The sequence below is a fragment of the Streptomyces sp. NPDC006512 genome (assembly GCF_040611935.1).
Taxonomy (GTDB): domain Bacteria; phylum Actinomycetota; class Actinomycetes; order Streptomycetales; family Streptomycetaceae; genus Streptomyces.
The window spans coordinates 73,727-96,007 of the sequence record NZ_JBEXPG010000007.1 but is presented as its reverse complement, the minus strand read 5'-3'; the positions used below and the strand labels follow the sequence as shown (position 1 = coordinate 96,007).

The 22,281-nt window shown below is 73.2% G+C and carries 22 protein-coding genes; 9 read left to right on the top strand and 13 right to left on the bottom strand.

The features are described from left to right. The first annotated feature begins 22 nt into the window (after positions 1–22). Both ABZZ17_RS07505 and ABZZ17_RS07500 read left to right on the top strand, forming a co-directional pair. Entirely contained in the window at positions 23–904 is an 882-nt protein-coding gene (locus ABZZ17_RS07505) for a LysR substrate-binding domain-containing protein (RefSeq protein ID WP_356873045.1), read from the top strand. Between the two features lie 130 nt (positions 905–1,034). Then, the gene (locus ABZZ17_RS07500; RefSeq protein WP_356873043.1) at positions 1,035–2,039 is read left to right on the top strand and encodes a BtrH N-terminal domain-containing protein; all 1,005 of its coding nucleotides are present in this window, start codon (positions 1,035–1,037) and stop codon (positions 2,037–2,039) included. A gap of 30 nt (positions 2,040–2,069) precedes the next feature. Here ABZZ17_RS07500 and ABZZ17_RS07495 read toward each other — a convergent pair whose 3' ends face one another. From ABZZ17_RS07495 to ABZZ17_RS07460, 8 genes are all read right to left on the bottom strand, one after another. Continuing rightward, positions 2,070–3,188, bottom strand: coding sequence for an LLM class flavin-dependent oxidoreductase (locus tag ABZZ17_RS07495; protein ID WP_356873041.1), 1,119 nt, complete (start codon positions 3,186–3,188; stop codon positions 2,070–2,072). An 11-nt stretch (positions 3,189–3,199) separates the two neighbouring features. Next, positions 3,200–4,285, bottom strand: a complete 1,086-nt coding sequence (locus ABZZ17_RS07490) for an LLM class flavin-dependent oxidoreductase (protein WP_356873039.1) — start codon at positions 4,283–4,285, stop codon at positions 3,200–3,202. Next, positions 4,282–5,667, bottom strand: coding sequence for an NtaA/DmoA family FMN-dependent monooxygenase (locus tag ABZZ17_RS07485; protein ID WP_356873037.1), 1,386 nt, complete (start codon positions 5,665–5,667; stop codon positions 4,282–4,284). Before ABZZ17_RS07485 ends, ABZZ17_RS07490 begins: the two co-directional genes overlap by 4 nt. Positions 5,668–5,692: 25 nt before the next feature. Beyond that, positions 5,693–6,916, bottom strand: a complete 1,224-nt coding sequence (locus ABZZ17_RS07480) for an LLM class flavin-dependent oxidoreductase (RefSeq protein WP_356873035.1) — start codon at positions 6,914–6,916, stop codon at positions 5,693–5,695. Positions 6,917–7,040: 124 nt separating this feature from the next. Continuing rightward, positions 7,041–7,787: a GNAT family N-acetyltransferase gene (locus tag ABZZ17_RS07475; RefSeq protein WP_356873033.1), complete on the bottom strand. Its 747-nt coding sequence runs from the start codon at positions 7,785–7,787 to the stop codon at positions 7,041–7,043. A 50-nt stretch (positions 7,788–7,837) separates the two neighbouring features. Further along, positions 7,838–8,854, bottom strand: coding sequence for a transporter substrate-binding domain-containing protein (locus tag ABZZ17_RS07470; protein ID WP_356873031.1), 1,017 nt, complete (start codon positions 8,852–8,854; stop codon positions 7,838–7,840). A gap of 82 nt (positions 8,855–8,936) precedes the next feature. Continuing rightward, a complete protein-coding gene (locus ABZZ17_RS07465; protein WP_356873029.1) occupies positions 8,937–9,728 on the bottom strand; it encodes an amino acid ABC transporter ATP-binding protein in 792 nt (263 codons plus the stop codon). Further along, complete coding sequence (locus ABZZ17_RS07460) at positions 9,725–10,690, bottom strand: amino acid ABC transporter permease (protein ID WP_356873255.1); 966 nt, start codon at positions 10,688–10,690, stop codon at positions 9,725–9,727. Before ABZZ17_RS07460 ends, ABZZ17_RS07465 begins: the two co-directional genes overlap by 4 nt. A 763-nt stretch (positions 10,691–11,453) precedes the next feature. On the opposite strand from ABZZ17_RS07460, the gene ABZZ17_RS07455 reads away from it, so the two are divergent. Continuing rightward, entirely contained in the window at positions 11,454–12,635 is a 1,182-nt protein-coding gene (locus tag ABZZ17_RS07455; RefSeq protein ID WP_356873027.1) for an FUSC family protein, read from the top strand. Positions 12,636–12,649: 14 nt separating this feature from the next. On the opposite strand, the gene thpR is transcribed toward ABZZ17_RS07455, so the two are convergent. Both thpR and ABZZ17_RS07445 read right to left on the bottom strand, forming a co-directional pair. Continuing rightward, positions 12,650–13,234: an RNA 2',3'-cyclic phosphodiesterase gene (gene thpR, locus ABZZ17_RS07450; RefSeq protein ID WP_356873025.1), complete on the bottom strand. Its 585-nt coding sequence runs from the start codon at positions 13,232–13,234 to the stop codon at positions 12,650–12,652. A gap of 79 nt (positions 13,235–13,313) precedes the next feature. Beyond that, on the bottom strand, positions 13,314–13,889 hold the full coding sequence (locus ABZZ17_RS07445) for a CGNR zinc finger domain-containing protein (RefSeq protein ID WP_356873023.1): 576 nt from the start codon (positions 13,887–13,889) through the stop codon (positions 13,314–13,316). A gap of 81 nt (positions 13,890–13,970) precedes the next feature. Between ABZZ17_RS07445 and ABZZ17_RS07440 the strand changes: the two genes are divergently transcribed. Beyond that, positions 13,971–15,203 carry an MFS transporter gene (locus tag ABZZ17_RS07440; protein WP_356873021.1) on the top strand — a complete coding sequence of 411 codons (1,233 nt, stop codon included), beginning with the start codon at positions 13,971–13,973 and terminating at the stop codon, positions 15,201–15,203. Position 15,204: 1 nt separating this feature from the next. On the opposite strand, the gene ABZZ17_RS07435 is transcribed toward ABZZ17_RS07440, so the two are convergent. Then, positions 15,205–15,597: a hypothetical protein gene (locus ABZZ17_RS07435; RefSeq protein WP_356873019.1), complete on the bottom strand. Its 393-nt coding sequence runs from the start codon at positions 15,595–15,597 to the stop codon at positions 15,205–15,207. Between the two features lie 441 nt (positions 15,598–16,038). Between ABZZ17_RS07435 and ABZZ17_RS07430 the strand changes: the two genes are divergently transcribed. After that, on the top strand, positions 16,039–17,487 hold the full coding sequence (locus tag ABZZ17_RS07430; RefSeq protein ID WP_356873017.1) for a nucleobase:cation symporter-2 family protein: 1,449 nt from the start codon (positions 16,039–16,041) through the stop codon (positions 17,485–17,487). Between the two features lie 88 nt (positions 17,488–17,575). Here the strand turns inward: ABZZ17_RS07430 and ABZZ17_RS07425 are convergent, their stop codons facing one another. Continuing rightward, on the bottom strand, positions 17,576–18,298 hold the full coding sequence (locus ABZZ17_RS07425; protein ID WP_356873015.1) for a helix-turn-helix transcriptional regulator: 723 nt from the start codon (positions 18,296–18,298) through the stop codon (positions 17,576–17,578). A gap of 437 nt (positions 18,299–18,735) precedes the next feature. On the opposite strand from ABZZ17_RS07425, the gene ABZZ17_RS07420 reads away from it, so the two are divergent. Both ABZZ17_RS07420 and ABZZ17_RS07415 read left to right on the top strand, forming a co-directional pair. Next, complete coding sequence (locus ABZZ17_RS07420) at positions 18,736–19,008, top strand: hypothetical protein (protein ID WP_356873013.1); 273 nt, start codon at positions 18,736–18,738, stop codon at positions 19,006–19,008. Between the two features lie 40 nt (positions 19,009–19,048). After that, positions 19,049–19,324, top strand: coding sequence for a hypothetical protein (locus tag ABZZ17_RS07415; protein ID WP_356873011.1), 276 nt, complete (start codon positions 19,049–19,051; stop codon positions 19,322–19,324). Positions 19,325–19,330: 6 nt separating this feature from the next. Here the strand turns inward: ABZZ17_RS07415 and ABZZ17_RS07410 are convergent, their stop codons facing one another. Beyond that, on the bottom strand, positions 19,331–20,161 hold the full coding sequence (locus ABZZ17_RS07410; RefSeq protein ID WP_356873009.1) for a hypothetical protein: 831 nt from the start codon (positions 20,159–20,161) through the stop codon (positions 19,331–19,333). A gap of 201 nt (positions 20,162–20,362) precedes the next feature. Here ABZZ17_RS07410 and ABZZ17_RS07405 point away from each other — a divergent pair, with 201 nt between their 5' ends. Together ABZZ17_RS07405 and ABZZ17_RS07400 are read left to right on the top strand one after the other, a co-directional pair. Beyond that, entirely contained in the window at positions 20,363–21,163 is an 801-nt protein-coding gene (locus ABZZ17_RS07405; RefSeq protein ID WP_356873007.1) for an alpha/beta hydrolase, read from the top strand. A gap of 141 nt (positions 21,164–21,304) precedes the next feature. Continuing rightward, complete coding sequence (locus ABZZ17_RS07400) at positions 21,305–22,171, top strand: DMT family transporter (protein WP_356873005.1); 867 nt, start codon at positions 21,305–21,307, stop codon at positions 22,169–22,171. Positions 22,172–22,281 lie beyond the last annotated feature (110 nt).

Here is a 22,281-nt window from a genome sequence, read left to right as displayed (position 1 = left end):
CTGGAAGCTAGAATCTGTGGTCATGGAACTGAGGCAGCTGGAGTACTTCGTCGCGGTCGCCGAGGAACGGAACTTCACCCGGGCCGCCGAGCGGGTCCACATCAGCCAGTCCGGGGTCAGCGCCCAGATCCGCCGCCTGGAACGCGAACTGGGAGCCGTGCTGTTCGACCGGTCCGAGCGCACCGCCACCCTCACCGTCGCGGGAAAGGCGGCCCTCGAACACGCCCGCGCCGCGCTCGCCGCGGCCGGGGCGGTGGGACAGGCGGTGGGGGAGGTCACCGACCTGATCCGGGGGCGGCTCACGGTCGGGATGGTCATCGGCTGCACCGTCACACCGCTGTTCGACGCCCTCGCCGCGTTCCACCGGGCGCACCCCGGTGTGGAGCTCTCGCTGCTGGAGGACCACTCCGACCGGCTCGTCGAGGGCGTCCGCGCCGGTACCGTCGACCTGGCCCTCGTCGGGACGGCGAACGCCAACCCCGACGGCCTGGAGGCGCTGACCCTCGTGAGCGAACGGCTCGCCGTGGCCGTTCCGGCCGGGCACCCCCTGGCGGGACGGCGCCGGGTGACCCTGCGCGACGTGACCGCCCACCCCGTCGTCTGCATGCCGCCCGGCACCGGTTTGCGCACGGCGTTCGACCACGCCTGCGCCGCACGCGGCCTCCGGCCCGCGATCGCGCTCCAGGCCAGTGCCGCCGACGCCGTCGTGGCCCTCGCCGTCCGGGGGCTGGGCGTCGCCGTCCTCAGCGAATCGATGGCCGCGAGCCATCGGGACCGGCTCACCGCCCGCACCATCGACGACGTCGAAACACCGGCGCTGCTCTCCCTGGTCTGGCGCGACGCGCACGGCCCGGCGGTCCGCGAGCTGCTCGTGCACGCCCGCCGGGCGTTCACCGGCCCCTGAGCCGGCCCCTGAGCCGGTCCTGAGCCGGCCCCCTGAGCCGCTCCCCCGAGCCGGGCCGTCCCGCCCCCCGATTCCGGCGATCCGACGCGGGTGGGCAGAACGGCCGTCGGAGCGCTACTAGGCTGACGGCATGACTGTGCTCGTGTATGAAGACTTCGGTACCGGACGCCACCGCGAGGCCTCCCTCATCCGCCACGCCCTGGGGAGCGCCCACCCGGAGGAGCTGGTCGCCGGACTGGCCGGCGGCATCGGCTTCATGTACTTCGTCTTCGAGTACGCGGGCCGGACACCCCTCCCGACCATCGTGGCCCAGGCCCACCCCGAGCCCTGGGTCCAGGTCGCCCTCGGCCGCCTGGGAGTCCCGTACGACGCCACCCGCGCCATGAAGCCCCGCTGGGGCCGTGTCCGCGCCGCCCTCGACGAGGGACAGCCCGCCTTCTGCGTCGTCGACCGCTCCTCCCTGCCCTGGCACGAGGCCGACCCGGACGCCGAGATGACCGGCGCCGACCCCTACACCGTCGTCATCGCCGGGTACGACGGCGACGACCTGCTGATCGAGGACGGCGCCCGGACCCCGCACCGGATCGACCGCGAGGAGTTCGGCGCCGCCTGGACCGCCCACCGCAAGGGCCGCCACCAGCTGATCGTGCCGACCGGGCCGCCCGAGGGGGAGCCGGACGTCGAAGGGGCCCTCGCCTCCACCGTCACCCACCTCACCGGGCCCGTCCTGGGCAACCAGTTCGACGTCAACTTCGGCTTCACCGGCATGGAGAAGTTCGCCGCGCAACTGCGCGACCGGACCACGAAGACGGGCTGGGAGCACCGCTTCGGCAGCTCCCCGGATGCCTTCCGCGAGGGCACCGCGCGACTGTACGCCTGCCTGGAGGAGGAGTGGACGGCGCCGGGCGCCACCCGCCCGCTCTACGCCGACTTCCTGGACCTCGTCGGCCGCCCGGAGGCCGCGGAACTCTTCCGGGAATCCGCTCGGCACTGGTCGGAGCTGGCCGGCCGCGCCCTCGCCGCCGACCCGCAGGCCGGCGCCGAGGAGCGGCGCGCGCTCTTCGACGCCTGCGCCGAGCACGTGGACCGCTGCCTGGACCTGGAGGGGCGGGCGGTCGAAGCCCTCCGGAAGTAGCGCCCCGGCCGGCCCGCCCCCGCGGGGGCGTCAGCCGCGGCGGGCCCACTCCTCGGCGAGCAGCCGGTAGGAGCGGACGCGGTCCGCGTGGCCGTGCGTGATCGTGGTGATCAGCAGCTCGTCGGCGCCCGTGGCCCCCTGGAGCCGCTCCAGGTGGTCGGCGACGGTCTGCGGCGACCCCACGAACTGCGTGTCCACCCGGTCCGCGACCAGCGCGCGGTCGGCGTCCGTCCACGGCAGCCGCCGGGCCTCGTCGGGCGTCGGATAGGGGATGGCGCCCTCGGCGGTACGGATGCTGCGCACCCAGGGTCCGTAACCGGCGGCCAGCTCCTGTGCCTGCGCGTCGTCCGGAGCGACCACCACGTCGGCGGACACGGTCAGGTACGGCCGGTCCAGCTCGTCCGAGGGCTTGAACGCGGCCCGGTAGCCCTCCGCCGCCTCCAGCACCGAAGCCGGACTGACGTGGTAGTTCGCCGCGAAGCGCAGCCCGTTGCGGCCCGCGGTCTCCGCGCTGACCCCGCCGCTGCTGCCCAGGATCCACACCTGTACGTCGGCCCCCTCACCGGGCACCGCGTGCGCCTCCACGCCCTCGGGGGAGCGGTACTCGCCGCGCAGCAGCGCCAGTACGTCGGCCACCTGCTCGGCGTACTCCTGCGGGCGGGCCCCCGGCAGGTTCAGCAGCCGCTGGTGGAGGGCCACCCGCGGATGCCCGAGGAGGTGCGCGAAGGAGAAGCGGGCCGGTATCAGCAGGCCGTTCGAGGTCAGGCCCTCGAAGGGCGGCGGCGCGTCCGGGGCGGGCTGCGGCGGCCGGCCGGCCGAACGGCCCAGCCCCAGGTCGAGGCGGCCCGGGTGCAGCGCGTCGATCAGGCCGAACTCCTCCACCGTGGACAGCGCGGTGCGGTGCCCCAGCTGGACGGCCCCGGAGCCGATGCGGATCTTCGTGGTCGCCGAGGCGGTCAGGGCGAGGACGACCGCGGGTGAGGTCCCGGCGACGCCCGGGTTGAGGTGGTGCTCGGCGAACCAGTAGCGGGAGTAGCCGAAGCGTTCCGTCTGCCGGGCCAGGTCGATGCTGCGGTGCAGGGCCTCGGCGGCGGTGGAACCGGAGGTGATCGGGACGAGGTCGAGGACCCCGAGGGGGATGCCGGGCATGGCCGTGCTCCTTACAGGTCGGGGGAGGAGGGGACTGCGGGGGAGGCGGGGACCGGGCCGGGGAAGACCGGGTCGGGGATCGAGCGGCGCAGCACCGGCGCGACCTGCGACTGGAACAGTTCGAGGGAGGCCCGGTGCTCACGGTCCGTGAGCCCGCCCGGCTCCGCCTGGAGGTGCAGCACCGTGTGCCCGAACTCCTCGTGGTAGCGGTGCACCTTCTCGATCACCTGCTGCGGGCTGCCGATCAGGGCCGAACTCCGCTCGACGAAGTCCTCCAGGGTCGCGAAGACCGGCTCCACGCCCTGCGCCCGGTGGGCGGCGAGGTACCGCGCGAACGCCGGCCGGTAGGCGGCGACCGCCCCCTGCGAGGTGGGCGCCGTGTGGAAGCCGGCCGTGCCCGCGCCCACGACCGCGTGCGCCGGATCGTGCCCGTAGTGCACCCACCGCTCGCGGTAGTGCCGGATCAGTTCGGCGTACGGACCGATCGGGTGGGTGACGTTCGCCGAGAACAGGGGATCGCCGTGACGTGCCGCCAGGTCGACGGAGTCCCGGCTCGTGGCGCTGCCGTGCCAGACCCGAAGGTTCCGCTGGTACGGCCGGGGCAGCACCTCGGCGCCGTCCAGCGCGGGCCGGAACCGCGGCCGCGCGCTCACCTTGTCCTCCCGCCAGATCCGCCGGAACAGCTCGTAGCCCTCGGAGTTGCGCTCCCACTGGTCCTCGGGGCTCACGTCGAACAGCTCGCGCTGCGCGGAGCCGTTCCCCTTGCCGATCATCAGCTCCAGGCGGCCGTCGCTGAGGTGGTCGAGCGTCGCGTAGTCCTCGTAGGCCCGCACCGGGTCCAGCAGGCTGAGCGTGGTCACCGCCGTGTACAGGCGGATGTCGCGGGTCAGCGCGGCGATGTGCGCGAGCACCACGGGCGGCGAAGAGGACAGGAACGGCCGCTCGTGGCGCTCGCCGACCGCGAACCCGTCGAAGCCGAGCCGTTCCGCCAGCAGTGCCGCGGAGACGACCTGGCGGAACCGTTCGCGCGTCGGGATCGGTGCCCCCGTTTCCGGGTCGGCGGAGTCGGTGATGAGGGTGATGGCCAGGAACTTCACGAGGCGGCTGCCGCCCGCCCGGCTTCCCGCTCCGCGGCGGGCACGGCGATGCCCAGGTGGTCGCGCAGGGTGCTGCCCTCGTACTCCGAGCGGAAGACCCCGCGTTCCTGGAGCAGCGGTACGACCGTGTCGGCGAAGACGTCGAGGCCGCCGGGGGTGATGTGCGGGACCAGGATGAAGCCGTCGGCCGCGTCCTGCTGCACCAGCGAGTCGATGGACTCGGCGACCGTGGCGGGTGAGCCGACGAAGGTCTGGCGGGAGGTGGTGGCGATCACCAGCTCGCGGATCGACAGGTTCTTCGCCTCGGCCAGCTCGCGCCACTGACGCGCGGTGGCGCGCGGATCGCGGAACTGCCGTACGCTCGCGCGTCCCAGGGCGATGGTGTTCTCGCCCACCTCGGGGTCGACGTCGGGCAGCGGGCCGTCGGGGTCGTAGCCGGACAGGTCCCGGTTCCACACGTGTTCCAGGTACTTGATCGCGGTCTGTCCGCTGACCTGGAGGCGGCGCACCTCGTGGGCGTGCTCGTGGGCCTCGGCATCGGTGTCGCCGAGTACGAAGGTGGCCGCGGGCAGGATCTTCAACTGGTCGGGCGTGCGGCCGTACTTGGGGAGGCGCCCCTTGACGTCGGCGTAGAACGCCCGGCCCTCGTCCAGGGTCCCGTACCGGCCGAAGATCGCGTCGGCGCCGGACGCCGCGAACTCCCGGCCCTCGTCGGAGTCGCCGGCCTGGAAGATCACCGGGCGGCCCTGCGGGCTGCGCGGCACGTTGAACCGGCCCTCGATCTCGAAGTGCCGGCCCCGGTGGGCGAAGGCCCCGGCGCGGGCGTCCCGCAGGAAGGTGCCCGTGGCGGGGTCCGCGGCGATCTCGGAGCCGTCCCAGGAGTCGAACAGCTCGATGGCGGTGGACAGGAACTCCCGGGCCCGCGAGTAGCGTTCCTCGCGCGGCAGGAAGCCGCCGCGGCGGAAGTTCTCCCCGGTGAAGGCGTCCCACGAGGTCACCACGTTCCAGGCGGCGCGGCCCTCGGAGAGGTGGTCGAGGGAGGCGAACTGGCGGGCCACCTCGTAGGGCTCGTTGAAGGTCGAGTTGATGGTTCCGGTCAGGCCCAGCCGCTCGGTGACGGCCGCGAGGGCGGCGAGCACCGTGAAGGTGTCGGGACGACCCACGACGTCCAAGTCGTATATCTCCCCGCCCTGTTCGCGCAGGCGCAGTCCCTCGGCGAGGAACAGGAAGTCGAACTTGGCGCGCTCGGCGGTCCGGGCGAAGTGGACGAACGAGTCGAAGTCGATGTGGCTGCCCGCCGCCGGGTCGCTCCACACGGTGGTGTTGTTGACGCCCGGGAAGTGGGCCGCGAGGTGGATCTGCTTGAGCGGCTTGGTGCTCATGGTTCGTCCTTCCGGATCGTCCGGGTCAGGCGGCGGGGGTCGCGGAGGGCGGCGTGGCGTAGCGGCCGGCCGGGTGCCGGTCCAGGCCGAGCAGCCCGCGCAGGGTGTCCGCCCCGTACGCGGTGCGGAAGAGGCCGCGCCGCTGGAGCTCGGGCACCAGCCCCCGGGTCACGGCGGGCAGGTCGTGCGCGATGACCCCCGGGTGCAGCCGGAAGCCGGACAGGCCCGCCGCCCGCCGCTCCTCCAGCAGGTCGGCCAGCCCGGCGGGGGTTCCCGTGAAGACCTCGAAGTCCTCCGCCCGCGGGTGGCCCGCCAGCGCGTCGAGCCGGTCCTTGCGGGCGGCCGCCGCCGGGCCGTCCGCGTCCAGGAACACGGTCAGCTCCCCGAACAGGTGCAGGGCCTCCGTCCCCGTCCCGGCCGCCACCCGGAGCCGGCGGATCGCCTCGACGGCCGCGCGGGCCTCCCCGGTCCCGCCGGCGCGCACGTATCCGACGTCCGCGGACCGGGCGACGAGGCGGTAGGCGTCCTCGCCGTCCCCGGGGGCCGCGACCGCGCTCACCAGGGGCTGTCCCTGCGGGGGCCGCGGGGTGATCGAGGGGCCCCGGACCTTGAAGTGGCGGCCCTCGAAGTCGATGTAGTGCAGCTTGGCGCGGTCCACGAACCGGCCGGTGGCCACGTCGCGGATCTCCGCGTCGTCCTCCCAGCTGTCCCACAGCCGCCGGACCACCTCGACGTGGTCGCCCGCCTCCTCGTACAGCTCCGCCGTGGAGAGCGGCGCCGGGCGGCGGCCGAAGTGCCGTTCCTCGTGGGGCTGTCCGGAAACCTGCACGTGCACGCCGGCCCGGCCCCGGCTGACGTGGTCCAGGGTGGCGACGGCCTTCGAGATGTGGAACGGCTCGGTGTGGGTGGTGGTGACGCCCGGCACCAGCCCGATGTGCCGGGTCAGCGGCGCGACGCGGGCGGCGGTCAGTACGGCGTCCAGTCGGCCGCGGACGCGGTCCGTACGCCCGTCCGGGCCGTCCGGCGAGGAGGACTGGAGCGCGAGACCGTCCTCGAAGGTGACGAAGTCCAGCAGCCCGGCCTCCGCCTCGGCGACGGCCCCGGCCCAGTACCGGGCGGTGAACAGTGCCTCCGGCCGGGCCCCGGGCTCGCGCCACGCGGCGGGATGCCGGCCGGCGCCGTCGAGGGCCACGGCGAGGTGCAGCGGTGCGGAGGAGGGAGGAACGGCAGGTGACGGGGATTCGGACACGTCGGAATGCGCCTTCCTGATCGGCGGACGGAAAAATGGCCGGTGCGGGCTCTCGAATTCATCCCGTCAGCAATTGCTTAGAAAACGCTACGCCCGATGTGTGGGCCATGCAATGACCCGAATATTAAGAGAACTTGGCGGCAGTGTTGCCCGGAGCGCCCGGTGGGCGGAGCGCCATGAAGAAGGGCCTGCGGCGCACGGTGAACCCGATCGACTCGTAGAGCCGTACCGCGTCCCGGTTGCTCGCCGCCGTGTGCAGGAACGGCACGTCGCCGCGTTCCCGGATGCCCGCGGCGACCGCGCGCACCAGGCGCGTGGCCAGGCCCCTGCCGCGGTAGCCGGGGCGGGTGCACACCGCGCTGATCTCCGTCCAGCCGGGCGGACGCAGCCGCTCCCCGGCCATCGCGACCAGCCGGCCCCGGTCGCGGATGCCGAGGTACGTGCCCAGTTCGACGGTCCGGGGCAGGAAGGGCCCCGGTTTCGTCAGGGCGATCAGCTCCAGTACTTCGGGAACGTCGTCCGGCCCGAGCCGTACCGCCTCGGGGGCGGGCTCCGCGCGCAGTGAGGTGTCGACCAGCTGGACCCCTTCGACCGACCCGACGGTCTCCCAGCCGTCGGGCGGCGTCAGCACCCCGGCGAGGGCGACGACCCCGTCCGCTCCGGTCAGGGAGCGCAGCCCCGCCCAGGACCGGGGGTCGGCCGGATCGGCGAGCGCGGAGAACGGCGCGACGTCCGGGGCGTATCGGGCGGCGTGCGCGCCGGCCCGCTCGGCGAACACCGCGTGCGCGCCGGACAGCGCGGCCCAGGCCGGGTTGTCGAGGACGTGCGGGGTGACCGGGGCGGGGGTGCCGGTGTTCGTGCCGGTGCTCATGGGAAGCCCTCCTTCCGTGGGGGCGCCCGGGCCGTGGACGGCCCGCGGGCTCAGGAGTTGGTGACCGGCAGGCCGGGCGGGTTGACCTCGGAGGTGGTCACGGCCTCGTCGGACAGGTTCCAGGCGCCGAGGAGCTTCGCGTACTGGCCGTTCTTGATCAGGTGGTTGATCGCCTCCGCCACCGGCGCGGCCAGCCCGCTGTCCTTCTTCGACGTCGCGGCGATCAGCCCCTGGAGGGACTCGCCGGCCCCGGAGAACGAACCGGCGTTGCGCGTGGGGGCGTTGCCGCCCGCGGTCTGGGTGACGTGGTAGGCGATCGAGGGGCTCGGCCCGAAGTTGAGGTCGATCTTCTTGCCGCTCAGCGCCAGGTTGACGCTGTTGGCGTCCGGGAAGTACTTGACCGTCAGGTCCTTGCCCTCGGAGCGCAGCTTGTTCTGCCACTCCAGGAGGATCTTCTCCTGGTTGGTGCCCGAACTGACCGCGACGGTCTTGCCCGCGAGGTTGCGGTGGTCGCCGCCGAAGGTCCAGGTGTCCTCCTTCAGCGCCTCGAAGGCCAGGTTGTCCTGCCGGTAGGAGGCGAAGTCGTACTTCTTCTTGCGTTCCTCGGTGACCGTGACGTTGGTGAAGGCCACGTCGACCTTGCCGCTGTCGATGCCGACGAAGAGGTTCTCCCAGGTGGAGTTCTTGACCACCGGCTTCAGCCCCAGGGTCGAGGCGACCAGACGGCCGAGGTCCGGCTCCGCGCCCGTGAAGGTCTTCTGGTCGGTGCCGACGAAGGCGAGCGGCGGGTAGCCGGCGGGCAGGGCCCCGACGCCGATGACGAGCTCCCCGCGCTCGCGCACGGCCTCCGGGAGCCGGGCGCGCAGGGATTCGACGACCGGGGCGGACAGTTCGGCGGGCTGGGCGGCCCCGTTGGAGACGGCGCCGACGGTGACCTTGCCCGGCGCGCCGCCGGTGGCCTCCGCTTCGCCGCCGCACGCGGTGAGTCCGGAGGCGAGGGCGGTGGTCGCGGCCGCCGCGCCGAGGCCTCGGACGAGTCTGGTGCGCAGGGTGGAATGGCGTCGCATGGTGTTCCTTTTCGAGTGTTCGGTGAGCCGGGTGAGATGAGCGGGGGCGGGCGGGGGCAGGGGCAGGGTCCAGGGGCAGAGGTCAGAGCACCTTGCTGAGGAACTCCCTGGTCCGTGGGTGTTCCGGACGGTCCAGGACCCGTGCGGGCGGGCCCTGTTCGACGATGCGCCCCTCGTGCAGGAAGACGACCTCGTCGGCCACCTCGCGGGCGAAGCCGATCTCGTGCGTCACGATCACGAGGGTGGTGCCCCCGGTCGCGAGGTCCTTGATGACGGACAGCACCTCGCCCACGAGCTCGGGATCGAGGGCGGAGGTGGGTTCGTCGAAGAGGATGACCCCCGGCCGCAGCGCCAGGGCCCGCGCGATCGCCACCCGTTGCTGCTGCCCGCCGGACAGCTGCCGGGGGTAGGCGCCGGTGCGGTCCCCCAGCCCGACGCGCTCCAGCAGCTCGCGCGCCAGCGCCTGGGCCTGTGGCCGGCTCAGCCTGCCGGTCGCGACCGGGGCGGCGGCGACGTTGTCCAGGACGGTCAGGTGCGGGAAGAGGTTGAAGTTCTGGAAGACGAAGCCGATCCGGCTGCGCTGGGCCAGGATCGCCCGCTTCTTCAGCTCCCTGAGCCGGCCGCCGTGCCGCTCGACGCCGATCAGCTCGCCGTCGACGCTGACGTGCCCGGCCTCGGGCTTCTCCAGGTGGTTCAGGACCCGCAGCAGGGTGGACTTGCCGGAACCCGAACGGCCCAGGACCACGGTGACCGTGCCCGGCGCGACGGTCAGGTCCACTCCGTCCAGGACGGGCCGGCCGCCGAACGACTTGCGCACGCCGCGCACCTCGATGGCCGGGGGCCGTGCGGTCGCGGCGGTGCCGGTCGCGGTCATCGGGCCGTCTCCTTCGCGAAGCGGGTCCGCAGGTCCGCCAGGCCCGCCCGGGCCCGCTGGAGGGGGGTGGGCGGCACGGTGCGCAGCGCGCCGCGGGCGTAGTACCGCTCGACGTAGAACTGCACGACGGAGACCACGCTGGTGAGGATCACGTACCAGACGGTCGCCACGAGCAGCAGCGGCACCACGTCGCCGGGATAGGTGCTGGCCAGGCTCTGCACCGAGCCGAACAGGTCGAGCAGCGAGACGTAGAAGACCAGTGAGGTGGCCTTGAGCAGGCCGATCAGCTGGTTGACGTACGAGGGCACGATCGAGCGCAGCGCCTGTGGGAACACGATCCGGGCGAACTGGTACCGCCCGGGCAGCCCCAGCGCCGCCGCCGCCTCGTGCTGGCCCTGGTCGACCGAGAGCACCCCCGCCCGGACGATCTCGGCCGCGTACGCCGCCTCGCACAGGCTCAGGCCGACCACCGCGACGACCAGGTCGGTGGCGAGCCGGGACTCGTCGAAGGTGAAGAAGGCGGGGCCGAACGGCACCCCGACACTGAGGGTGGGGTAGAGGGCGCTGAGGTTGTAGAGGAAGAGCAGGACGACGATCAGCGGCACGGAGCGGAACAGCCAGATGTACGTCCAGCTCACCGACCGCAGCACCGGGTTGCCCGAGAGCCGGCCGAGGGCGAGCAGGACGCCGCCGGCGAGGCCGAGGACCGCGCTGTACGCGGCCACCTGGAGCGTGATGAGCAGCCCGTCCAGGACGACCGGGCGCAGGAACCAGTAGGCGAAACGGTCCCATTGGTAGAAGGGGTTGGTGATCAGACCGTGCCCGGCCTGGGACAGGAGCACCAGGACGACGGCGGCGGTGATCCACCGCCCGGGGCGGCGGAGCGGGAGGACCCGTTCGGCCGCCGCCGGGGGCCCGGAGGACCCGGCGGGCGGCGCGGAGAGGAGCAGCGATTCGGTCAAGGACACTCCAGCAGCATTCGACGGAAGAAGAATCGAAAAGCAGCCGTCATGCCGGACGGGAGAGGCCGCTGATGTCGTCATCTGCGGCGTAAGCTAGGCAGCCCCGAGAAGGGGTGTCAATGGCAATGGATATTGCGACACGAGGAAACGTGTCTCGATTTCATCCGCCGTACACATAACGCCTCTTGGTGAAATAAAGCCGGTCCGGCACGGCCCTCCCGGGCCGGGTCCGCGCGACCGGTCCGGCCGACGGCACGCGCGCATCAGCGGGCCGTGCGCGGGCACACGCGGGTCATGAGGACAAGGAAGCGGATCTCGTTAGAGGAAATCAGCGCACGGCTGGGGCCGCAGCTGCCGGCCTTCCAGGAAGCGGTGCTCGCCTCGGTCCTGCGCCGGCGCGGGCAGGTTCCCGGGACCGGGACCGAGAGGAGGACGAGGTGATTCCGGCATGGGTGCACCTCGCGGTGATGGCCGTGGCCCTGCTCATCCTCGGCTACGACCGGGCCAAGGGCAGGCGCTGAGGTCCTCTCCCACGTCCAAGTGGCCCCGGGCGCGGGCGACTTGGTGACCCCGGAGAGCCTGGCGGGCCGCTCGGCCGGACCGCACGTCCGCCACGACGACTTCTTCGCCCCGGAACCCGCCGGCCCGGCCCCGCCGAAGGGCCCGTCCTGCGGGACCGTACGGCCCGGCCGCACGCGGAAGCGCGGAGCCCGTCGGTAGGGTCGGCGGTGTCACGTGATCACCACCGGTCGGGAGACGCAGCATGCCGGGCAGCACCCCCGAGGGCAACGGCCAGGGCGGCACCGGGGGCCTCGCGGCCCGGCTGCGGTCCCGGGCGGTGGACGGCTTTGGCGACGGGGTCACCATCCTCAAGACCGTCGTCGCCTCGGCCCTGTCCTGGTGGATCGCCGCCGACCTGCTCGGCCTGCCCGATCCGGTACTGGCCCCGGTGGGGGCGATCCTCGTCGTCCAGGCCACCCCGTACGCCACCGCCCGCAAGGCGTTCCAGCGGGCGGCCGGCGTCGTCGTCGGCGTCCTCCTCGGAGCCGGCGCCGCGGCCGTCACGGGGACCGGGCTGCTGACGATCACCCTGGTCACCGCGGTCGGGATGGTCGCGGGACGCCTGCTGCGCCTGGGTCCGCAGATGCACCAGATCGGCCTCACGGCCGTACTCGTCGTCGGGAGCAGCCAGCGGCTGGGCTACGGCACGGCCCGGATCGAGGAGAACATCCTGGGCATCCTCGTGGGCACCGCCGTGGCCCTGCTCGTGCCGTCCGCCGGGTTCGCCCGGCAGGCGCGGTACCGGACGACCCGGCTCACCCGCGACATGGCGGACCTGCTCCGGGCCATGGGGGAGGGCCTGGCCGACGGAACCTGGGGAGCCGCGTCGGGCGGCTGGGTCGTCCGCGCCCGCGCCCTCAGCGGCCGCCTGGACGAGGTGCGGTCCGCAGTGCGGCAGGCGCACGAGGCCGCCCGGTGGCGCACCCGGGCCGGCGCGGAGGAGGTCGCCCAGCTGGCGGAGGCGTCGGCCGCGCTGGAGCACGTCAGCCACCAGCTGCGCGGCATCGCCCGGGGCCTGCACAACCTGTCCTACCGCGGGGGACGGCCCCCGGCGCTCCACTGGGACCAGCGCGACGCGGCCCTGCGTCCCGAGCCGGGGCGGGCACCGGAGGGCCTGGACGGCCTGCTGACCGAGCTCGCGGACCTGGTCACCGAAGTCGCCGACCACCACATGGGCGCCCGGCGGGGCACCGGAGCGCAGCGGGTCCGGCTGCGCCGCCTCCAGGGCGCCGCCGAGACGCGGTTCCTGACGACCGCCCTCGGCCAGTCACCCGCGTACGGCCAGTGGCGGGTCCTGTGCACCGCCGGGATCCTGGAGGACGCCCGCAAGGTCCTGCACGAACTCGATCCCGAACACGGCCCGCACCAGGCGGCCTTCCGGTAGCGCAGTGGCGGCCTTCAGTGGGCGCCGCTGAAGTGCCACGACTCGATGTCGCGGTAGTGGATCGGCCCCGGGCCCCGGCCGATGTTGCTGCCGACCAGGTGCAGGCGCTCGGCGGGCCAGCCGCGGCCGGTGAAGCCGGCGAGGCCGTCGGCGGCCCCGACCGCGCAGGACGGCTCGCCGCGGCGGGACCGGGCCAGCGTCAGGTGCGGGCGCAGCGGCCGGTCCTCGAAGGGGATCCCGCACTCCTTGACCACCGCCCGGACCTCGCCCGCGAGCAGGTGCAGCCCTTCGAGGTCCCCGTCGATCCCGCTCCACAGCACCCGGTCGTCGAAGTGGCCGCCGCCGCGCAGGGACAGCCGTACGGGCCGGCGGTTCGCGGCGAGCTCCGCGAGCGGGGGCCGCAGCAGGGGGACGGCCGTGACCGGGAGCTCACCGAGGAACGCGAGGGTGACGTGCCAGTCCTCGATGCGGTTCCACCGCATGCGCGGGTACGCCTCGTAGGCGGGGCGCAGTTCGCGCGCGAGCTCCTCCTTGGCGTCGTCGGGCGGCGCGAGGGCGATGAATATCCGAACGGTGGCGGGCGGGATCTGTTCGTTCACAGGGGACTTCGTACAGTGCGCAGGGCGGTCCCGTCACATCCGGCCCCGCACGGCCGGCACCGTCGGCGCGGTTCCCCGCTCACCCGGCGTCCTTGCGGGCGCGGAAGGCCGCGGCCTTGGTGCGGTTCTGGCAGGCGGTGGAGCAGAACTGGCGGGCGCCGTTGCGGGAGGTGTCGACGTACACGCGGTCGCAGCGGTCGGCCCGGCAGACGCCCAGCCGGCCGGCGAGACCGCCTCCCACGGCCAGCGCGAGCGCGGTGGCGCAGCTGGCACTGGTCCCGGCCGCGAACGAGTCGTCCGGGCCGTGGAAGTGCATCTGCCAGGGCCCGTCCGCGCCCCGGTCCAGCCGGGGCCGGGCACCGGTGTCGTGCAGGAGGCCGTTCACGGCCGCGGCGGCGTCGTCCAGCCTGCCGTCCTGCATGGCCCGGAAGACCTCCCGCATGCGCCGCGCCGTACCGACCAGGTACGCGGCCTGCGCGTCGTCGATGTCGCGAGGCAGGGACGCGGCGGTGTGCGACACCGCGGCGTCGACCGCGCGGGGCAGCTCGGCCCCGCGCGGAGCGGCGTAGGGGCGGCCGCGGGCCTCTCCGTCGGTCAACGCGTTCACGAGCGACACCGCATGGTCCAGCAGCACCACTGCGTGACTGTCGAACATCACTTGACCAGTCACTCCCTCGATGGCTAGCGTAGGTGACTGACGATACTCGATTCGCCGGTTACGTGAGGGGTGGCGTGCATGCCGCGGACCGTATGGCTGCTGGTGGCGGCCCGGGCGATCAACCGGCTCGGCGCCTTCTCCCTGCCCTTCTTGACCGTCCTGATCAGCACCGACTTCGGCGCGAGTGGCACGACGGCCGGTATCCTCTCGGCCGCCTTCGGCCTCGCCACGATCCCCTCCCGGCTCGCCGGAGGCCGCCTCGCGGCCCGCATCGGGCGCCGGCGCACGATGGTGCTCGGGCTCACCGGGTGCGCACTCGCGCAGCTGGGCATCGCCGCCGCCGGCTCACTGGCCACGGTGGCCGTCTTCGCGATCCTGCTCGGACTCGCCTTCGAGCTGTACGAACCGCCGAGCCAGGGGATGATCGCCGATGCCGTCGCCCCCGCCGACCGGGTGCGCGCGTACGGCCTGCTCAACACCGCGCTCGCCGTCGGCGGCACCGGAGCCGGCCTGATCGCGGCGGGGCTCGGCCGGTGGGACCTGCGCTGGCTGTTCGTCGTCGACGCGCTGACCTGCCTCGTCTGCGCGCTGGTCCTCCACCTCGTGCTGCCCGCCGACCACGAGCGCCGTCCGCCGGCCCGCCCCGCCGCCCGCCCCGCCGCCCGCCGCGCGGAGGCGGGCCCCTGGCGCGACGGCGCCCTCGTGGCCATGTTCACCGCCGGTACCGTCTTCGCCCTGGTCTCCATGCAGATCCTCATCGCGCTGCCGCTCAGCCTCGACCACCGGGGCCTCGAACCAGCCGATGCCGGGCTGCTGTTCACCACCTCCGCCGTGACCGTCGTGGCCGCGCAGCCCGCCCTGCGCCTGCGCCGCCTCGCCGAGCTCCCCGCCTCCGCGGCCCTCGCCCTGGGCTACGTCCTCATGGCGGCCGGCCTCGCCGGATACGCCGTCGCACACGCCCTGCCCGCCTTCGTCGCCGCCACGGTGGTGTGGAGCCTGGGCGACGTCATCATCCTGGGCCGCGCCCTGAGCGTGGTCGCCGAGCTGGCGCCGCCCGGAGCCACCGACCGCTACCTGGCCGCGTACGGCATCAGCTGGGGCATCGCCACCGTCGTGGCCCCGGTCACGGCCACCCAGACCCTCGAACACGCCGGCGTGACCGCCCTGTGGGCCGGCACCGCCGGTGTCTGCCTCGTCCTCGCGGCCGCGCAGCTCCTCGTGGTCGACGCCCTCCTTGGCCGGCCGAAGCACCCCCGCCCGAAGCACACCCCGACGCCGCGGCCGGACCACCCCGAGGCCATCACTTCCTAGGTCAGTCCGCGAGGAACAGGCCCGCCCGTACGCCGTCCAGGACGAAGCCGTTGTCGAAGCGCACCCGGACCGTGACGAGGGGGCCGCGCTCCTGGTGGGCGATCCACTCGGGCTCCAGCGCGGCCACCTGCTCTTCGAGCCGCTTCTTGCTCTCCGCGGGCATGTCACGGCCGAAGGAGTCCAGGAGCGAGGCGAGGCGCTGGTACTCACGGACCCCCTCGCTCTCGTGCCGGTCCTCGACGGCCCGCTCGACGGTGCCCTCGGTCCCCGCCGCGAGGGACAGGGACCCGGCCGGGGCTCCCTGCGGAGCCGGGGAGCCGTCCGGCTCCGCCAGCGAGTCGATCAGCCGCAGGTCCGCCGCCAGCCGTACCCGCCGGCCTTCTGTCAGGGTCATCGCTTCCTCGTCCCTCGGATCGGAGCGGGCCGCCCACCCGGCCCGGCTGCCAGTATCCACGCAGGTCACGGCATCCACGCAGGTCACGGCGGACCCGTAGCCGCGTCGGCCCCGGTGGCCGGCCCTTTCGGCGGGGCCGGAGCCGCCTGCCGGGGGAGTGCGGCCCCCTCGCGCGGCCGGTTACTCGCGAGGAAACCGGGCCATTGGCTATGGTGAGCGCCCTCCGGTCGAGATCCCTTCGAATCCGCTCATCAAAGACGGATCCGCTGCGCCGATCGAAGGAAGTCCTGCCACTCCAGGACGTGTATGCAAGCAGAGCGACGCACTGCCGGAACACCGCCCGGCGTCGGCCCACTGCGAGCCGGCCTGCCCTCGCCCCGTCACCCGGGGCTGGAGGGCGGCGGTCTTCTCATTCACCTACCTCGCGAAGGCAAGGCAGAGATGGCAACAGCGCCCAGAAACACCTCCCGGAAGTCCGCCCGAAGGTCCGCCACGGGCCCGACGCACCCCGTCGACGAACTGCTCCCGATACCGAAACTGGCCCTCTACGGCTTCCAGCACGTGCTCGCGTTCTACGCCGCGGCCGTCATCGTCCCGGTCCTGCTCGGCAACGCCCTCGGCCTCAGTCGCCAGGAACTCGTCCACCTCATCAACGCCGATCTCCTGACCTGCGGGGTGGCCTCGATCGTCCAGGCCCTCGGCGTCGGCAAGATCGGCGCCCGCCTGCCCCTGGTCCAGGGCGTCACCTTCACCGCCGTGTCACCCATGATCGCCATCGGCGTCGGCGCGGGCGGGGGCACCGCGGGGCTCCTGGTCGTCTACGGGGCCGTGATCACGGCGGGCCTGGCCACGTTCGCGTTCGCGCCGCTGTTCAGCAAGCTGGTGAAGTACTTCCCGCCGGTCGTCATCGGCACCATCCTCACCATCATCGGCATCACCCTCATACCGGTGGCCCTCCAGGACGCGGCCGGCGGCGCCCACCTCATCGGCACCCCCGCCTACGGATCCCCGAAGAACCTCGCCTACGCCGCGGGCACCCTGCTCTTCGTCCTCCTCCTCGCCCGGGTCGGCAAGCCGCTGCTCAGCAGCCTCGCCGTCCTGCTCGGGCTCGTGGCCGGCACGACGGTCGCCTGGATGTGCGGGGACGTCGACCTCGCAGCCGTGGGCCGGGCCGACTGGTTCGGGGTCACCACGCCCTTCCACTACGGCATGCCGCGCTTCGAACTGCTCCCGATCGCCGCGATGCTCGTCGTCATGCTGATCACCATGGTGGAGACCACCGGCGACGTCTACGCGATCGGGGAGATCACCCGCAAGAAGGTCGACGCCGACACCGTCGCGCGGGCCCTGCGCGCCGACGGCGCGGCCACCGTGCTCGGCGGCGTCCTCAACTCGTTCCCGTACGTGGCGTTCGCGGAGAACATCGGCCTCGTCCGCATGTCCAGGGTCATGAGCCGCTACGTGGTCGTCGCGGCAGGCCTGTTCATGGTCGTACTCGGACTGCTGCCGAAGGCCGGCAGCCTCGTCGCCTCGGTACCCCACCCGGTGCTGGGCGGGGCGGCGGTGTCCATGTTCGGCATCGTCGCCGCGGTCGGCGTCCAGATCCTGGGGAAGGCCGACCTGCGGGAGGAGCGCAACACCCTGATCCTGGCCGTCAGTCTCGGCGCGGCCCTGCTCCCGAGCACGGTGACGCCGTTCTTCGACCGGATGCCGGAAGACGTACGGGCCGTACTCGACAGCGGCATCACGCTCGGGGCGCTGACGGCCATCTCGCTGAACCTGCTCTTCAACGTCTTCACCAGCCGCAGCACCATGGAGATCGACTGGGACGACATCGAGGACGGCGACAGCGGCCCACCCGCCCCGGGCCTCGGCGCGACCGCCCACTGAACGCCGTGACGCCCCGTCGGTGACGGGCCGGGGAGGGCTGCGGCAGCCCCCTCCCCGGCCCGCGCGGGCGCCGCGCCCCCCACCCCCGTCAGACCCCCGCCGCGGGGTACGGGGGCGCCTCGCCCTGCTCGCCCACCAACTCCCAGAAGTGGTCGACGAGACGGCGGAGGTAGGCGGCGCGCTCGGCCGCTATCTCCTTGAGGCGCGCGTCGTCGTTGCGGGCGACCAGGTGTCCCATGTACCGCTCGGAGAAACCGGAGAACTCCGCGTGCATCGTGCGCAGCGCGTCCCCCACGCTCGTCGCGTCCACCGCCGCGATGTCCACCACCGCGTCGACGTGCGCCTTCCACCGGCCCGCGATGGCCGTGCGCAGGTGCTCCTCCAGCTCGTCGACGCGCCCCATGATGCCGATCAGCTTCCGGAGGGACAGTCCGAGGGCCTCCACCAGCACCCTGGTCTGCCGGGCGTCTCCGTGCCACTCCCGCGCCGACTCCGCCGCACGGTAGTCGTCCGGGTCCATGCCCAGACGGTACGAGAGCCGCTCCACGCCGAGCCGGCGGGCCAGCCGGAACTCGGCGAGGGTGCGCGGCTCGGTGCCCATGAGGGTCACCGGGTCGCACCACAGGACGTCGGCGAGCGCGAACAGGTGCTCGTCGGAGGGCACGTGGGAGCCCTGCTCCCACGCCATGACCCACTCGGGATGGACCGGGGTCCCGCAGACCGCCATGGCGTCGGCCACCTGAGACACGGTCAGGCCCATGCGGGCGCGGGCGGACCTGGCCTCTGTGGGGGAGAACGGAGTGCTGTACACGTACGAGACACCTCGCAAAACCCTTCGGACGCACCGCGCCGGAAGGTAAACGGAATGATGGATGAACACCAAGCGCGGGCACACTAACAGATGTTCCCCAGGGTGTATCCGGCAAGTGGCCTTGAATTCAAAGGGTCTATCTGGGTTGCAGCAGGGTGTTTGCCCTTACCGAAAGCTCGCCTCGTCGGGCGGTGTGAACAAGCGGAATGTTGGCGGCGAGGGTGTGCGGCTCCGGTGCTCCGGCCCCACCGGGTGCGTGCGCAAGCGGGCTGTTCTAGCGTCGTAAGGAGGGAGGGGAGGCCCTGCCGAGCCGGCCCGGAGCGCGAGCCCGGGGCCCGTGGCCACAGTCGGCCGCGTGCGCTCGGCGCCGTTCCTTCGCGGATCCGGCACGACCAGGTTCCGGGCCGCGCGACGATCCCGGAGAGCAGGTGCGTTCCATGCGCACGTCGACCCGTATCGCAAGTGTCCTCAGCGGCCTGACCCTGGCCCTGGGCGGTGTGGCCTTCGTCGCCCCGGCCGCCCACGCGGACGTCACGGCCTGCATCAACCAGGTCGAGCGGGAGCTACAGGGCGGAGAGGCCCCGGACTCCATCCGGATGGCGTGTTACGTCGGGCTGACCGGCGACCACGCGCAGTGCGTGTCCGGCCTGACCGCGGGCGGCGTGACCAACGGCACCGCGGTGAGCGCCTGCCGGGTCGCCCCCAACTAGACGGCCCAGCCGTCCCCGACCGGGAGAGCAGGTGCGTCCCATGCGCACGTCGATCCGTGCCGCCGGTGTCCTCGCCGGTCTCACGCTCACGCTCGGCGGCGCCGCCCTCGTCGCGCCCGCCGCGCACGCCGACATCCCCGCCTGCGTGAACATGGCCCGGCAGGCGGGTGTCGAAGTCACCGAAGCCGTCAGCGCGGCCTGCCAGCGCGGAGTGTCGGCGGACCTCCGGGGCTGTGTGGACGGGCTGACCCAGGCCGGCGTGCCGGGCGGCGCCGCGAACGGCGCCTGCCGGGCCGCGGCCCACGAGCCGCGTTAGGCCGTCTCAGCGGCCCATCGCGGTGCGCAGGGTGATCCCGTGCAGGGTGCGCAGGCGGCGCACCTCCCACACCGACAGGGCGGTCACCGACAGCGGGCCGCCCAGGAGGAAGGCGTAGAGCACCTCCGGAGGCGCGGCGATGTCGGGGCCGCTGAACAGCTGGAACGCGAACAGCGACCACACCAGCAGCGGCGAGAGCAGCGCCGGGAGCAGTGGGTGGACGGACGAGGCGCGGAAGCAGGTGGTGACGCAGACGTACGCCGCGACGAGCGTGTACGGGATCGAGACGATCACCAGGGCGACCGACAGGAGCCAGCCGATCACCAGGAACAGCAGGCTGAGGATGTGGGCAATGATGCCGCGGCCGAAGATCGAGGCGAAGAACGACAACAGGTCGTCACCGGTGATCAGTTCGCCCTTGAGGCTGGTGACGGACAGCCAGACCGCTGTGGGACCGGCGGCGAGGGCGAGGAACGCCAGGGCCGGCTCGCCGAGTCGCCGGGTGTAGGCGCGGCGCCGGTAGGGGGTGCTCGCGATCAGGAACGCGGCGATGCCGATGACGGTCCCGGTCATGAGGACGGCGCAGGAGAGGCCGAGTTCGGCGAGCTTGCCGAGTACGAAATCCTGCCGGCCGCTGCTCAGCGGGTAGGCCACGATGAGCCAGAGCGCCGCGATCGTGCCGATCACCGTACGTCCGACCCGCATCCGGGTGATCACCCGGTCGTCCACGCGGTCGTCGAGGTCGCCGCGGCCCTCTCCCATGGCGGCCTGGAAGGCGCCGTTCACCGAGCCGATGTGCGTGGTGCCGTCGCCGAACGGCGTGCTGAGCCTGCTCACTTGCTTCCCCCGAGTGTGGTGCGCGTGCTTCGTGTGACATGTGTGCGTCACGACGAACGTCGAACACCCTAACGGTTTCGGCCGGGTTCCCAGCCCTCCCTCCGCGCCTCCCACCAGCCCGGATCCGGCCCGCCGGCGTCGCCGTACCCTGATCCCCGGTTCCTCCGGCCGCGGCCACCGACTCTCGAAAGGGCAGCACACATGACCTGGTCCGAACGCGTGGTGGTGCGCGAAGGCGTCCGTCTCTCCTGCCGGGACTGGGGCGGGCCCGGGCCGGCCGTCGTCCTGTTGCACGGTCTTGCCGGGCACGCGGGCGAATGGGACGCCACGGCAAGCCGGTTGAGCCCTGATTTCCGCGTCGTCGCCCTCGACCAGCGTGGTCACGGTGCCAGCGAACGACGCCCGCGCGACCTCTCGCGCGCCGCGTACGTCGCCGACGTCGTCACCGTACTCGAAGAGCTCGGGCTGTCCCGGCCCGTGCTGGTCGGCCAGTCCATGGGCGGCAACACCGCCATGCTCACCGCGGCCGCGCACCCCGGGCTGATCCGCGGCCTCGTCCTCGTCGAGGCCGGACCGGGAGGATCGGGTCCGGACGTCCCCGCGATGATCGGTGGTTGGCTCGATTCCTGGCCCCTGCCGTTCCCCTCGCGCGAGGCGGCCGTCCTGTTCCTCGGCGGCGGCCGGGTCGGCGAGGGCTGGGCGTCCGGACTGGTGGAACGGGACGGCGGGTGGTGGCCCCGTTTCGACCGCGACGTCATGGTCGACTCGCTGGCCGAGAACGCCAGGGGCCCGTTCTGGAACGAGTGGGCGACCGTCGGGTGCCCGACCCTGGCCGTCCTGGGGCAGAGCGGCATCATCCCTCCCCGGGAAGCCGACGACATGCTCCGCCGACGGCCGGACACGCTGGCCGTGAGCGTCCCCGGGACGGGACACGACGTACACCTGGAACAGCCCGACGTCCTGCACCGCTTGCTGACGGAGTTCCTGGAAGCGCTGACCTGACGCCCCGCCGGTCACCGGCAGGGGCAGGGAACCCGGGCCGGCGGTGTGCCCGTGGGCCCGGACGGGGGAACGGGCGGCGCCGGGCGCGTCCCGCGCGGTGTCGATGCGGGGAGCCGGGTCGGGGGCGGTGAGGATCGGGGGATGGGCTTCGTACTGCCGGTCCTCTTCGCGTTGTTCGCGGCGCTCAGCAACGCCCTCGCGACGGTGCTCCAGCGGCGGGCGGCGCTCACCGTGCCGCAGAGCGACGGCTTCCGCTTCGGGCTCGTCCTGGACCTGCTGCGGCGGCCGCTGTGGATCGGCGGGATCCTGGCGGTGATCGCGGCCGGCGTCGGTCAGGCCGTGGCGCTGGCAACGGGCGCGCTGGCCCTCGTACAGCCCCTGTTCGTACTGGAACTGCCGCTCGCGCTGCTGATCGCCTCGCTCGTGGCGCGCAGTCGGCTGCCGGGCGCGACGTGGCTCGCCGTGGCGGCGGTGGTGGCCGGCCTCGGGATCGTGCTGGTGGCCGCCTCGCCGGCGGGCAACCGCACGCACGTCCCGACCGACCGCTGGGTACTGGCCCTGGCTGCGTGCGCGGTGGCCGTCACCCTGCTGGCCGTGGCGGGACTGAGGCGGACACCCGGCCGGATGCGGGCCGGCTGCCTCGGCGCGGCCACCGCCGTCTCGTACGCGCTCACCGCCGCCCTGATGAAGTCGGCCATGCACGTACTCGACGAGGGCGGGCTCGGCGCGTTCCTGACGGCCTGGGAGACGTACGCCTTCGCCGCGACCGGGGTCTGCGCCCTGCTGCTCCTCGAACACGCCATGCAGGGCGGCCCGCTCGTCGCCTCGCAGCCCGCGCTGACCCTCGGAGACGCGGGCGTGAGCGTCGCACTGGGCGTGCTGCTGTACGAGGAACACCTGCGGGGGCACTGGTGGCTGGTCCCCCAGGCGCTGGGCCTCGCCCTGATCTGCGCCGGGGTGTTCACCCTGGCCCGGGCCGAAGCGGGGGCCGAGCCGGGGGCGACGTGAGCGGCGCGGGACGGGCGTCATCGGCAACTTCGCCTATGTCGGCCCCTGTTACGTACTGCCCCCGCACTCTGCCCCTCTCGTCGGCCGCCTGTTATCTTGAACGCGTTCAA